The 12,095-nt window shown below is 53.1% G+C and carries 14 protein-coding genes; 4 read left to right on the top strand and 10 right to left on the bottom strand.

What is annotated here, in order from left to right:
• Nucleotides 1-26: 26 nt before the first annotated feature.
• From RHJ31_RS06285 to sufR, 4 genes are all read right to left on the bottom strand, one after another.
• A complete protein-coding gene (locus RHJ31_RS06285; protein WP_255451719.1) occupies nucleotides 27-155 on the bottom strand; it encodes a hypothetical protein in 129 nt (42 codons plus the stop codon).
• Between the two features lie 126 nt (nucleotides 156-281).
• Nucleotides 282-614: a photosystem II reaction center protein Psb28 gene (gene psb28 / locus RHJ31_RS06290; protein WP_149818920.1), complete on the bottom strand. Its 333-nt coding sequence runs from the start codon at nucleotides 612-614 to the stop codon at nucleotides 282-284.
• A 50-nt stretch (nucleotides 615-664) separates the two neighbouring features.
• Nucleotides 665-1,543, bottom strand: a complete 879-nt coding sequence (locus RHJ31_RS06295) for an alpha/beta fold hydrolase (RefSeq protein WP_206199970.1) — start codon at nucleotides 1,541-1,543, stop codon at nucleotides 665-667.
• Nucleotide 1,544: 1 nt separating this feature from the next.
• A complete protein-coding gene (sufR, locus tag RHJ31_RS06300) occupies nucleotides 1,545-2,204 on the bottom strand; it encodes an iron-sulfur cluster biosynthesis transcriptional regulator SufR (RefSeq protein ID WP_149818916.1) in 660 nt (219 codons plus the stop codon).
• Nucleotides 2,205-2,325: 121 nt separating this feature from the next.
• Here sufR and sufB point away from each other — a divergent pair, with 121 nt between their 5' ends.
• On the top strand, nucleotides 2,326-3,762 hold the full coding sequence (gene sufB, locus RHJ31_RS06305; RefSeq protein WP_206199969.1) for a Fe-S cluster assembly protein SufB: 1,437 nt from the start codon (nucleotides 2,326-2,328) through the stop codon (nucleotides 3,760-3,762).
• A gap of 80 nt (nucleotides 3,763-3,842) precedes the next feature.
• On the opposite strand, the gene RHJ31_RS06310 is transcribed toward sufB, so the two are convergent.
• A complete protein-coding gene (locus RHJ31_RS06310) occupies nucleotides 3,843-4,850 on the bottom strand; it encodes a WD40 repeat domain-containing protein (protein ID WP_302677765.1) in 1,008 nt (335 codons plus the stop codon).
• 157 nt (nucleotides 4,851-5,007) lie between these two features.
• Here RHJ31_RS06310 and RHJ31_RS06315 point away from each other — a divergent pair, with 157 nt between their 5' ends.
• Genes RHJ31_RS06315 through RHJ31_RS06325 form a run of 3 tightly spaced genes read left to right on the top strand, consistent with a single transcriptional unit; the run spans nucleotide 5,008 to nucleotide 6,412 of the window.
• Nucleotides 5,008-5,442 (top strand): thioesterase family protein, encoded by a 435-nt coding sequence (locus RHJ31_RS06315; protein WP_302677766.1) that lies wholly within the window; start codon nucleotides 5,008-5,010, stop codon nucleotides 5,440-5,442.
• Nucleotides 5,443-5,484: 42 nt separating this feature from the next.
• On the top strand, nucleotides 5,485-5,811 hold the full coding sequence (locus tag RHJ31_RS06320) for a 2Fe-2S iron-sulfur cluster-binding protein (protein ID WP_149818908.1): 327 nt from the start codon (nucleotides 5,485-5,487) through the stop codon (nucleotides 5,809-5,811).
• Nucleotides 5,812-5,815: 4 nt separating this feature from the next.
• Nucleotides 5,816-6,412, top strand: coding sequence for a CPBP family intramembrane glutamic endopeptidase (locus tag RHJ31_RS06325; protein WP_206199966.1), 597 nt, complete (start codon nucleotides 5,816-5,818; stop codon nucleotides 6,410-6,412).
• On the opposite strand, the gene RHJ31_RS06330 is transcribed toward RHJ31_RS06325, so the two are convergent.
• The 5 genes from RHJ31_RS06330 to RHJ31_RS06350 all read right to left on the bottom strand — a co-directional run bounded on the left by RHJ31_RS06330 (nucleotide 6,409) and on the right by RHJ31_RS06350 (nucleotide 11,901).
• Nucleotides 6,409-8,022 carry an HD family phosphohydrolase gene (locus RHJ31_RS06330; protein WP_302677767.1) on the bottom strand — a complete coding sequence of 538 codons (1,614 nt, stop codon included), beginning with the start codon at nucleotides 8,020-8,022 and terminating at the stop codon, nucleotides 6,409-6,411. The genes RHJ31_RS06325 and RHJ31_RS06330 overlap by 4 nt on opposite strands.
• A gap of 60 nt (nucleotides 8,023-8,082) precedes the next feature.
• A complete protein-coding gene (locus RHJ31_RS06335; protein ID WP_302677768.1) occupies nucleotides 8,083-9,003 on the bottom strand; it encodes an NAD(+) kinase in 921 nt (306 codons plus the stop codon).
• Nucleotides 9,004-9,091: 88 nt separating this feature from the next.
• The gene (gene kaiC, locus RHJ31_RS06340; protein WP_206199963.1) at nucleotides 9,092-10,648 is read right to left on the bottom strand and encodes a circadian clock protein KaiC; all 1,557 of its coding nucleotides are present in this window, start codon (nucleotides 10,646-10,648) and stop codon (nucleotides 9,092-9,094) included.
• 69 nt (nucleotides 10,649-10,717) lie between these two features.
• The gene (gene kaiB, locus RHJ31_RS06345) at nucleotides 10,718-11,044 is read right to left on the bottom strand and encodes a circadian clock protein KaiB (protein ID WP_206199962.1); all 327 of its coding nucleotides are present in this window, start codon (nucleotides 11,042-11,044) and stop codon (nucleotides 10,718-10,720) included.
• Nucleotides 11,045-11,049: 5 nt separating this feature from the next.
• Nucleotides 11,050-11,901 (bottom strand): circadian clock protein KaiA, encoded by an 852-nt coding sequence (locus RHJ31_RS06350; protein WP_206199961.1) that lies wholly within the window; start codon nucleotides 11,899-11,901, stop codon nucleotides 11,050-11,052.
• Nucleotides 11,902-12,095 lie beyond the last annotated feature (194 nt).

The raw sequence follows: 12,095 nt of genomic DNA on the forward strand, positions 1-12,095 counted from the left end.
ACTCAATGGTGTTGAATGCTGTCGCTCTATCGGCGATCGCGCACGGGAATCGGAATTGGCTCCAGCTCAGGGGTGGGATCGGCGCCACCTAGAAGTTCCAACAGTTTTTTTAACCACGATTTGAGGGTGTCAAGCAGGCTCTCTAGATAATCCATTGATGTCCCTACTGTATCGCTATAGAACTTGCAGATGCCCTGTGTCCTGAATAAAGACAAAAAAGGCATCGTAACTTTAAGCTAGCACAATCTTTTTGAATCGGCACCCGATCAATTTAAGACTGGTTAGGACTTCTGGAAGCCAAGGCCATGGCTGGCAGCGTAGCGATCCATAAAGCGAATAAAGCGATCCCACTCTTGGGGGCTGCGCATCGTGTAGGTGGCCTCAATGGCAACGGGCTGGCCGTTAATGAACTTGGCATTGACATCACGGGTAACAATTTCGCCTTCTTCGTCCACCATGTACATCCCCGTGATCTCCAAATTGCCCTCTTGGACGATTTTCGGGTTATCAAAGTAAAACATGGCTTGACCACTGCTGCCATCCCGTGCCCGCGTCAAACGCACATCGGGAACCACTTCTTCATCAACGCCACGGATAAATTGAATTTCTGCCATTGCACCAATACTTCAAGCAATACTTCTAGGATACCTGTATCGGGAACAACTTAAAGCAAGAAATCGCGCCGCAGGCTGTAGATCACCCATTCGGGTTGCTCCAGATGGGGTAAGACCCCTGCTTTGGGGATCACGTGAAACTGTTGCAGGCGATCGCGGGCGGTGGCATAGAGTCGCTCACCTAGAGAAAGGGGCGTGAGCTTGGCCTTTTCTCCCCAGAGGATCACGGTGGAGATCGTTAACTGGGGTAAATACTGGCTGAGATCAAAGGAGAGATTTCCCTTCAGGGTGGCCAGAGCTGCCCATTCAGCATTGGGACGACAGGCAGAGTGGAGGTACGCTTCTACGGTTTCTTCTTTAAGCCGCTGGGGGTCGGCAAAAATAAACTGGCTCAGGAAGTTGCGCACTGCCAAGGGGTTAGCAGCAGCAACGGTGTAAATGAGGCGATCGAGGATCGGTACCCTCAGCAGGGCATTCGCGATCGCCTGTCCTTGATCTTCACCAAAGTCATTGAATCCACTGGGGCAGACCAGACACAAACGCTCAAAAAGATGGGGTTGCTGAATCGCCAAGCGCACCACAATGCCCGCCGTTAGGGAGGAGGCAACCACCGGCACAGGGGAACCCAGCATCCGCAACAGTTCAGCAATCATTAGCCAGTAATCACTAGTGCTGTAGTCGCGGGCAGGGTGATCCGACTCGCCCCAACCAATGAGATCCGGGGCAATAACGCGGTAGCGAGCCGCAAAGGCAGGATACACCTGCGACCACTCGTAGTGGCTAGACCCACCCCCCAAACTGTGGAGAAAGACCAGGGGAGGGCGAGATTGCACCTGACCCCAGTAGCGATCGCTGGGGGTGTAATAGACCATACGGCCACTGCTGGTGCTAAAGCTCTGCTGGACAAACGTGGGCGGACAAAAGGCCATGCTACTTCAGAGGACGAATCAGGTAACCACAGCGATGTTCACCATCCACAAGCCAATGGGTGCGCTCCACAGCACAATCCCCAAGGGCGATCGCAAACATCTCTAACTCATGATTACAGACGGTGGGAAAAGACTGGGCAACCGCGGAAATTGCACAATTGTATTCCGTAAAGAGATAGGCACCTTGAGGCTCACTTACGGGGTAAAACTCTGCCATATACCCTTCCTGTCGCCGCAGGGCCACCAGTCGTGCCAAGCGTTCCGCCAACGTACCGCTTCCCATTTGCTCGCGATAGGCCAATGCCTTGCGCTGCCAAGCTGCCTGCAATACGTCCTGCATCTGCTCGGGGCCAAGGGTTGCTGCTACGGATTCCAAGAGTTCAACGGCAAAGCCCTTTGTCTGACTCGACTGTTGCCGCAGTTGCAGTTGCCGTAGTTCCTCTCGTCCCGCCTCGCTAATCGTGTAACGGTATTGGGGACGCCCCACCGTACCCGACAGGACTTCATAGGTCACTAGTTGCTCCGCCTCTAGATCCTTGAGGTGCCGCCGCACCGCTTGCGGACTAATCGCCAGTTGTGCCGCCAACTCCTGGGCACTGAGGTGACCGTCGCGGAGAAGGCAGTGTAAGATGTCCTGTTTAGTATCTGATGTGAGCGTCACGCAACGCCCCCTTGACTAAAACAACCGTTTTGTTGCTAAATTAGTCCTAGAGATAAAGCAACCATCTTGTTGCTTAATATACTCTAAATTTTGGCCATTCCTTCACCCAAGAGAACACTCGATGTCGGCAACGGTACAATCCCTCGTCAATCAGCCCTATAAATACGGCTTTGTCACCCAAATTGAGACGGAAACCATTCCCCGAGGTCTCAACGAGGACATTATCCGCCTCATCTCTGCCAAAAAGAACGAGCCAGAGTTCATGCTGGAGTTTCGCCTGCGGGCCTATCGCCAATGGCTGAAGATGAGCGAACCCACATGGCCACGGGTGAGCTATCCCCCCATCAACTACCAAGACATTGTCTATTATTCGGCTCCAAAACAAAAGGAAAAGCTGAAGAGCTTGGATGAAGTGGATCCCGTCCTGCTGGAAACCTTTGAGAAACTGGGGATTCCCCTTTCAGAGCAAAAGCGGCTGAGCAATGTGGCCGTAGATGCCATTTTCGATAGCGTGTCAGTGGCTACCACATTCCGTGAGGAGTTGGCCAAGCAGGGGATCATTTTCTGCTCCATTTCTGAAGCGCTCCACGAATATCCCGAGTTGGTGCAGAAATACTTGGGCAGCGTTGTCCCCATTGGCGATAACTTCTATGCTGCTTTGAACTCCGCCGTCTTTTCCGATGGCTCTTTTGTCTATATTCCCAAGAACACCCGCTGTCCGATGGAGCTATCCACCTATTTCCGCATTAACAATGGGGAGTCGGGGCAGTTTGAGCGCACGCTGATTATTGCTGATGAGGGCAGCTATGTGAGCTACCTTGAAGGCTGTACTGCTCCCATGTTCGATACCAATCAACTCCACGCAGCAGTCGTAGAACTGGTGGCCCTTGACAATGCCGAAATCAAATACTCCACGGTGCAAAACTGGTACGCTGGCGATGAAAACGGCAAGGGGGGCATCTACAACTTTGTGACCAAGCGGGGACTCTGCCTTGGCCGCAATTCCAAGATTTCTTGGACACAGGTGGAAACAGGTTCAGCCATTACTTGGAAGTACCCCAGTTGTGTCTTGGTGGGGGATAATTCCGTGGGTGAATTCTACTCCGTTGCCCTCACCAATCATTACCAGCAGGCGGACACAGGGACCAAGATGATCCACATTGGCAAAAATACCCGCAGCACGATTGTCTCCAAGGGGATCTCGGCAGGGCACTCCCAAAATAGCTATCGCGGCTTGGTGAAAATTGGGCCGAAGGCCACGGGAGCACGCAACTATTCCCAATGCGATTCGATGCTCATTGGTGATACGGCAGCCGCCAATACCTTCCCCTATATTCAGGTGCAAAACCCCACGGCACAGGTGGAGCATGAGGCCTCAACCTCAAAAATTGGTGAGGATCAACTTTTCTACTTTGCCCAGCGGGGCATTTCTACCGAAGATGCGGTCTCAATGATGATTAGTGGCTTCTGTCGCGATGTCTTTAACCAGTTGCCGATGGAATTCGCGGTCGAGGCCGATCGCCTGCTGAGCCTGAAGCTAGAAGGCAGTGTTGGCTAGGTGAATCTTTAAGCCGTTGTTCTCGGTGGCTAGGATGCTTGGGAATCTTAGCCATTTTTTTTTGCAACAGACGTGGCCGATCATGTCCCTGGAAACAGGCGCCACACTTTGATGGTGCTGTCTTCACTGGCGGAGATCAGTTGATCCTGACCAAAGACGACACTGTACACCGCGCCCGAGTGTCCCTTGAGGTTACGTAATGGCTGACCAGAGAGGGACCAAAGTTTGACGGTTTGATCGCCGTGACCACTGGCAATGGTGCTGCCATCGGGACTCACCGCCACACTAAAGACTTGCCCACCTTCGGTGCCAAACTGATGCTGAAGTTCTCCTGTGGCCAAGTTCCAGACTTTGATCCCGTCTTTGTCGCTGCCGCTCACTAGTTGGCTGTTGTCGGGAGTGAAGGCGAGGCTGTTGACATCGCTGGTGTGTCCTTCGAGGGTGCGCAGGAGGCGGCGCGAGGGCAAATCCCAAATGCGGATCAGCTTATCCACTCCGCCAGTGGCTAAAAAACGCCCATCGCGACTAATGGCAACGCTGAGCATGATGCCCTCATTGCCTTTTAGGGTAGTGATTTCCTGACGGCTAGGGAGATCCCACAGTTTGACGGTGTGATCATAGCTGGCACTGGCAAGGGTGCGGCCATCGGGACTAAGAGCTAAGCCATTTACAAAATCTTGGTGGCCAGTGAGGGTGGCTTGGAGCTGGCGATCGCTCACACCCCAGAGTTTGATGGTTTTGTCTTTGCTGCCGCTAATCACGGTTTGACCATCGGGCGTGATCACAAGGGCGTAGATCCAATCAGTGTGACCGGTGGCTTGTCCGAGGGCAGTTCCCGTAGCCAAATTCCAAAAATACAGCTTGCGATCGTCGCCACCACTGACGAGTAAATTGCCATCGGGACTGAGGGCGATCGCGTTCACTTCATCTTGATGGCCGCGCAGCGTCGTAGCGAGGGCAATTTTTTGCCACTTGGAGGTGGTTTCTGTAGGGGAGCCACCATTCTGATCGGGGGAGGGCGTCCAGCGTTGACTGAGTTGCCAATAGGCCAGTGCTGCGACCAAGCCGCTGATGACAAGCGTGCTCAAAAGAAGTCGCAGATCAGAACTGCCTTTGTTCCTCATCCGTCCCGTACCCCAATAGCTTGCGAAAGGGCTGTACCCTACATTAACAATAAAGGCTGTGGCGCGTTTTTGCGTACGACTTGTACGACTTGTGTTGGGCAACCCTATGGGATGGTCGTCAATGAATACCACACCCCTTCGCGACTATGAGCGCACGGTTCATTTTGCTGACACGGATGCCGCGGGGGTAGTTTACTTTGCTAATCTGCTGCGGTTTTGCCATGAGGCCTATGAGGATGTCCTTGCCCAGTTGGGGGTGGATCTGCGGCAATTTTTTAGCAACAATGGCCTGATTGTGCCGATTACGGAGGCGCAGGTGCGCTTTTTGAAGCCCCTCTACTGTGGCGATCGCCTGCGGGTGACCATTGACCCCCAAAGACTGGATCACAGCCGTTTTCAACTCACCTATACGCTCTACAATGCGGGGGGCGATCGCGTGGCCATTGCCCAGACACAACACATTTGCCTGCAAGAACGCCAACGGGTCGCCATCCCTGAACCTTTGAGCCGCTGGCTAAAGTCCGCACTAGAGGAAACCAGCGATCGCGAGGATTAGGGGGATAATAGGAAAGATGTTGCGTCATAGCTCACTGCAAGAATGACCCAAACCTTTCGTGTTGAGATCCTGCACCAAGGACAAACCTACACGTTTGAAGCCAGTGCCGATAAACCCATCCTGCGATCGGCCACCGCTGCTGGCATTGATCTCCCCAGTTCCTGTAATGCGGGAGTGTGCACTACCTGTGCCGCCCAAATTCAAGAGGGTACCGTTGATCACGGCGATGCCATGGGGCTGAGTCCCGAACTGCGGGAAAAAGGTTATGTGCTCCTCTGTGTGGCTCGCCCCTGTTCAGATCTCAAACTCATCTCTGAAAAAGAGGAAGAGGTCTATAACTTCCAATTTGGTCAATTCCAGAAAGCGTAGGCCTATGGAGGAGTCCCCCCTGCCCGATGAGCCTCTGAGTCGTACGCAGGTCTTAGTGGCCATGGCGTTGACGGCCATCCTGTGGCTGATTTTGGCGCGGGTGTGGTTATTGACCCCCTTTTCCGCGGGACTTCTGCCGCTGCGCTGGGATGGTTGGGCAGTGGTTTTAGGGATTGTCCTCTGCTTAGGAATTACGGGGATGGGGGCTATTTTGTATCGGCTCTGGCCCGCCTACCGCCATGCGTCGGATACCTACCTGAAACTGGTACTTTCACCGCTGCTGTGGCCTGATTTATTTTGGATTGGCATTCTGCCCGGCCTCAGTGAAGAGCTGCTCTTTCGCGGGGTGCTCCTACCAAGCTTGGGTCTCAACTGGGCAGGGATCATCGGTAGTTCAGTGTGCTTTGGTATTTTGCACGCTGGATCGCGGCAGCAGTGGCCCTATGCCCTGTGGGCAACCATTGTGGGCGGGCTGTTTGCCTATAGTGCCGTCGCAATGAATAATTTACTCCTAGCGATCGTCGCCCATACCTGTACTAATTGGCTGGCGGCTACGCTTTGGAAAGTCTCCTTTTTGCGATCGTCTCCCCATCAACCCTAGCGCTGGTGCCCCAGCACCCGAAAGACCTCCTGTTGCTCAAAGAGTTCAACGAGATCGGGATTAATCTTAAATTCCTTGGCCTCCTGCCACAGAATCTCTAGGGCCGCATCCACGGGTAGGCTCTTTTTGTAGGGGCGATCCTTGGCCGTCAGGGCATCGTAAATATCGGCGATCGCCAGCATCTGGGTTTGCAAAGGAATCTCCGCCGCCCCAATACCTCGCGGGTAGCCACTGCCATTCAATCGCTCATGGTGACCATAGGCAATGATCGGCACATTTTTTAGGTGGGGTGTCCAGGGAATGCGAGAGAGAAATTGGTAGGTATAGGTCACGTGGGCTTCAATGAGCCGCCGCTCCTGTTGGGTAAGATTCCCTCGCCGCACCAAGAGTTGCTCGAGTTCGCTGGCCGTAATCAGGGGATGGAGTTCGCCATCAGTCCCGCGATAATAAAACTGGGTTAATTCCTGAAGGCGGGCAAGGGGCTCTTCATCAAGAATTTGCGGCTCATTGGCCTGCTCGAGCAACTGCCAATAGACTTCGAGGGTGAGCAGTTGTTGCTGGAGTTCCTGATCGAGGTGCCGTAAAAAGGCGCAGTGGTGACAGGCCTGTTCTGGGCTATGAACCGTGTGGGGATGGCACAGGAGATAGTTCACCTTGGCTTGAGCCGTTTCCATTTCTAGGGTGCGGCGCACAAGGGCAAACCGTTGGCGAATCACCTCCAGTTGCTCAGGGAAAAATTTCTTTTGCTTGTTGAGAATGGCTTCAGGGACGGCCACCTTACCAAAATCATGGAGCAGCGCTGCATAGCGAATCTCTTGCAGTTGGCGATCGCTAAAGGAGACTTCCCGAAACACCCCCCTTGAGGTTGCATGGGTGATCTCCGCTAGGCGTACTGTCAGTGCTGCCACCCGTTCCGAATGTCCCGCCGTGGTGGGATCCCGCACCTCAATTGCTTGTACTGAGGCGGTGACAAAGCCCTCAAAGAGCTGTTCAATACTTTCTAGGAGATGGTTGCGCTCAATAATCACAGCCGCCTGACTGGCCAGCGATCGCACAATGTGTTCTTCCCAAGGGCTATAGGGTTGGGTGAGAGCCACAGTCGTTTCTGGCGTCAGCCGCGCGTCGGGCGATCGCTTGCGGTTAATCAGTTGCAGAACGCCAATCACCTCACCACTGACATTTTGCATCGGCACCACCAGCACCGAGCAGGTTCGATAGCGCAGGGCTGCATCAAAAGAACGATTGAATTGGTACAGCTCGTTTCCCGCTAGGGCATACACATCGGGAATATTCAGGGATTCCCCCGTGAGGGCGGCATAGCCCACCAAGCTATCAGGGGTGAGGGGGACTGTAGTGTCCTGTACCTGCTCAGGGAGAGCAACACTATCATTTTGAGCCGCCTTAAATTCCAGAACTGCTCGTTCGCCCTGAACTAGAAAAATTGTGCCGGCATCGCTAGCAGTAATTTGGCGACTTTTCGTGAGAATGAGATGCAGTAGTTCCTCTAGGGATTGGCTCGCGGAAAGGGCAATGCCAATTTCCAGAAGCTGATCAACAAGCGTTTCGGCACTCGATCCAAGCACCGCTCGTTCAAGGGGACTGACAATCATCGCAAAAGACCCGTGAGGAATGCGCCCATTATAGATGCGTTGCAAGCATGGGGTTGTGATCTAATTGCGGTGGTTGTTGTGGTAAGGAATGCGTGCCCCTGCCCAAGCCAACTTCTCCCGTAGCGTTTGATAGAAAGAGTAGTGATCCCGCAGGAGGATAAAGCGTGCCTGACAATCGGCCCTCGTCACCTGTACCCGCTGTCCCGGCCAGATGGAGGTGGCCAGTACGCCATCCATCCACAGTTTAGTATTGAGGCTGTGATCGTCCAACGGCCAAATGCTCACTGACGAGCGTGCAGGCAAGACAATGGGGCGACTCGAAAGACTCAAGGGGCAAATCGGCGTCACCACAAGCGCTTCCATCCCCGGATGCAAAATGGGGCCATTGGCGGCGACCGTATAGCAGGTGGAGCCGGTGGGGGTGGCCACCAGCAACCCATCCCCCTGGTACTGATCCACCACATCGCCATCAATTTCCATTTCGAGGATGGCGGTGATCATGCGATCGGCAGATGCCGGCTTAATGCACATTTCATTCAGAGCATAGTAGCGATCGCCCACCACTTCAGGATGCAATTTTGATCCCTCAAACACTTGGGCTTGCAGCATCATTCGCTGTTGCATGGCATACTCATCCCGCTCAAGGCGATCCCAAACCGCCTCCATATCGCGAAACAGCTCTAATGGTTCCGTCAAAAACCCCAAATGCCCCCCCACATTGACCGCCAGAATCGGAACCCCCGCCGCAGCCAGATGCCGTGCCGCCGCCAAGGAAGTGCCATCTCCCCCCAGAACAACGGCCAGATCTATCGGCTCTGTTACCGAGGCCATAAAGACGGGGTAGGGGTTGTCCTTAGGTCCACTCGGCCCCACAAGCACATTGGCGCCACGCTGTTGCAGTTGACGGGAGGCGCGATCCGCCCATTCCTTGCTCTGGCGATCGCCCGCCTTATGAACGACAATGACCTGATTTAGTTGCATCCAGCGTGCCTACATGGGGGACATAAACAGGACGTGGCTATAAGGCAAGGGTTGGCGCCTACTCCCTCCTTCTGCAACGGACTCTCTGTTACTCGTTGTCTAGATCCTGCACCTCTTTCACAATGCGTGCCAACTCAGTTTTTTCATCCACAGCAATACGAGTGGGGGTACCGCTAATAATTCCCTCAAAATTGCGGAAGGAATCGCGAATTTCCGCCCCCTTCTCACTAATCACGTACTCACGAATGCCCTTATCGTGCCAAGAACCCCGCATCTTGAAGACGTTAATCGCCCGTGACATTTCACCGCGAATTTCCACATACTGCAACAGCAAAATTGTGTCCGTAATGGTCGAGATATGGGACTCCGTAATCGAGTTCGACCCCATAAATTGATCCGTTGTGTTAGTGAAAAAGCCAGTGATCTCCTCCTGCTTGGCAAAGCCTGTAACCCCAATCACAAACTGCCGGAAGGCATTATTGCTCACCCCCCGATCCAGCGCTGATAGGGAGTCAATGGCCACCCGCGAAGGCTTAAAGTCTGCAATCTCCGACTTGATAATTTGCAGGTGATCCTCAAGACCCGCTGATTCTGGATAGGCACAGACAATCCGCAGCAGACCTTGGCGTTCTAACTCCTCAAAATCAATGCCCCAAGAGGATGCGTTACGCGACAACTGCGCCCGCGATTCTTCATAGGCAAACAGCAGTGCCCGTTCTCCCTGTTGGCAGCCCGTCTCCAAGAATTTGCTGACCAAGAGGGTCTTGCCAGTACCCGTAGCACCCGTGGCCAAAATAATGGAATCCTTGAAGAAACCGCCGCCACACATCTCGTCGAGGGTCTTGACCCCCGAAGACACCCGCACATTGGAGGAGCGCTGGGTAAGACGCATTGCCCCCAAGGGGAAGATATTGATACCGTTGTTGATCGTAAAGGGATATTCCCCCTTCATGTGGGTGGTGCCCCGCAGCTTGAGAATTTCGACCGTGCGCCGCCGCCGTTCTCCCTCCAGCACATTACGCAAAATCACCACATTATCGGAGACAAACTCTTCGACGCCAAAGCGTGCCACTGGGCCATATTCATCAATGCGCTCCGTGGTCATAATGGTGGTGACCCCCAGTTGCTTGAGGCGGAAGGCCAAGCGGAAAATTTCCCGCCGCACCACCGAGGCCGCATCGTATTGCTGAAAGACGGCTGTCACGGAGTCAATGGAAACCCGTGTTGCTTTGTATTTGCGGATGGCGTACTGGATGCGCTCAATCAGCGCCGATAGATCAAAGTCTCCCGCCACATCTTGGCCATCGGGATCTGGGGAGGCATCAAGGATAAAGAGCTTCCCTTGATCAATGAGACTTTGGAGATCCCAGCCAAAGCTCAGGGCATTTTTAATAATGTCGTGGGGAGACTCTTCAAAGGTGACGAAGATGCCCGGCTCATTGAAAATCGTAATGCCGTTGTAGAGAAACTGCACCGCAAAGAGGGTCTTGCCGGTACCCGATGTACCACTGACGAGTGTCGTGCGTCCTTGGGGCAGGCCACCATGACTAATGTCATCAAAGCCCTCGATCATCGTGCGGATTTTTTTGACTTCGGCAGCCACCTTCGGGGTTGAACTGGGCTGGTTTTCTGGTGTATCAGTCATAGAGGTTCTAAGTCGGCACTCTTAAAGGGATTTCCAAAGGGTTATTCTAAACCGAGGGGAAGAAAGGTCTCATTCCAAATCAAGATCGTCTTCGGCTTGCTCACCAATTTCTTCATACAGCAAGTCAAGACCAATGAGCACCTTTTCGCGATTCGAGAGATCGCCAATGATGCGGCGCACCGGTGGGGGCAAGACTTTGGCAAGGGTCGGGGTCGCTAGAATTTTATCCTCCTCCGCCAGTTGCGGATTTTTGAGGACATCAATGACTTTGAGGGCATAAACCCCCTTAAATTCTTTTTCAAGAATATTATTGAGGGTTTTGAGGGCACGCACGGAGTTGGCGGTGTTGCCAGCCACATAGAGCTTGAGAACGTAGGTTTTCCGCAGTGGGGCCATAGAAACTACACCTCACGCGGAATAGAGCGACGGTACATTTCACACAGATGGGCAATGACATCGATGAGCGTCAGGCGATAGTCCAGCAAAATGTCCTCACTACGACCTTCGAGTTTGAGTTGCTTGGAAAAGTTATCCATGAGTTCAACGTGAATCTCTAGCACTTGGGAAACAGAAATATCCGCGAAGAACGCTTTACTAACAAACTCGTCAATATGCTCATTAACTTTGGCATCGGTATTAAAGTATTCAAGGATAATGGTACGATAAATTGAGCGCAATTCATCCAGCAGCTTGCGTTTATCGGCAGTGGACATACGGCGGAAGAAAAATTCCGTGTCTCGCTTGTAATAGACCCCTAGGTAGCCGAGCCGCTCCTTCAATTTTTGGGAAAGACGATGCTGCGGATCGACATTACTACTTTCTTTCAGGGCTGGCATGCGAAACATGACATGGGGCGGCACCGCACAGCCCGGACAGAGTTTGACAAATCCCGTAATGGCTTCCTCAATTTGGTGGTTGAGCTGGTGGAGGTTGTCAGCGGTGAGAATGCTTTCAGCAATGTGGTAGTGCGGCCCCGGCGGAACGGGTGAGGTGCCGGCAGGAAAGATAATGATCGCGGGCAGGAGTGTGGCGCTGTGGTGAAGATAGGTAATGATTTGCGGCGTCCCCTCTCCCCATTCTAAAATTAAACAAGCGACATTATTGCGCCGCTGCTCTAGGTAAGTGCAAAACTCTCTCTCGTCGGAAAAGTAAACCAGTTCATCGATGTCGGAGTTGTGCAAACGGACTAATTCTTGGCCAATAGCGGGCGAGTAAACTAAGCCACAGATTGTTAGTGCGGTTGACTGCGCCACGTGCTTTCAGAACTTGAGTTTGCATCTGATAGCATCCTATCACTTTCTCGCTGGTGGTGGCAGTGTTTTCTGGAGGAGTGTTGCCATTTCATTACAAGCTTAGGACCAACAGCCCTGCTCACAAGGACAGAACACACTCAAGAATGGCAAAGCCGGCGTAAAACGGCATCCTACTTCATTATTTGATGTATCCC

Origin of the sequence: Thermosynechococcus sp. JY1331 (assembly GCF_031583475.1) — a bacterium.
In the GTDB taxonomy this organism is placed as follows: Bacteria; Cyanobacteriota; Cyanobacteriia; order Thermosynechococcales; family Thermosynechococcaceae; genus Thermosynechococcus.

Bases quoted from the DNA above. Each gene is read 5' to 3' on its own strand.
- RHJ31_RS06285 (WP_255451719.1), bottom strand. From the start codon at position 155: ATGGATTATCTAGAGAGCCTGCTTGACACCCTCAAATCGTGGTTAAAA.
- psb28 (WP_149818920.1), bottom strand. From the start codon at position 614: ATGGCAGAAATTCAATTTATCCGTGGCGTTGATGAAGAAGTGGTTCCC.
- RHJ31_RS06295 (WP_206199970.1), bottom strand. From the start codon at position 1,543: ATGGCCTTTTGTCCGCCCACGTTTGTCCAGCAGAGCTTTAGCACCAGC.
- sufB (WP_206199969.1), top strand. From the start codon at position 2,326: ATGTCGGCAACGGTACAATCCCTCGTCAATCAGCCCTATAAATACGGC.
- RHJ31_RS06315 (WP_302677766.1), top strand. From the start codon at position 5,008: ATGAATACCACACCCCTTCGCGACTATGAGCGCACGGTTCATTTTGCT.
- RHJ31_RS06320 (WP_149818908.1), top strand. From the start codon at position 5,485: ATGACCCAAACCTTTCGTGTTGAGATCCTGCACCAAGGACAAACCTAC.
- RHJ31_RS06325 (WP_206199966.1), top strand. From the start codon at position 5,816: ATGGAGGAGTCCCCCCTGCCCGATGAGCCTCTGAGTCGTACGCAGGTC.
- RHJ31_RS06330 (WP_302677767.1), bottom strand. From the start codon at position 8,022: ATGATTGTCAGTCCCCTTGAACGAGCGGTGCTTGGATCGAGTGCCGAA.
- RHJ31_RS06335 (WP_302677768.1), bottom strand. From the start codon at position 9,003: ATGCAACTAAATCAGGTCATTGTCGTTCATAAGGCGGGCGATCGCCAG.
- kaiC (WP_206199963.1), bottom strand. From the start codon at position 10,648: ATGACTGATACACCAGAAAACCAGCCCAGTTCAACCCCGAAGGTGGCT.
- kaiB (WP_206199962.1), bottom strand. From the start codon at position 11,044: ATGGCCCCACTGCGGAAAACCTACGTTCTCAAGCTCTATGTGGCTGGC.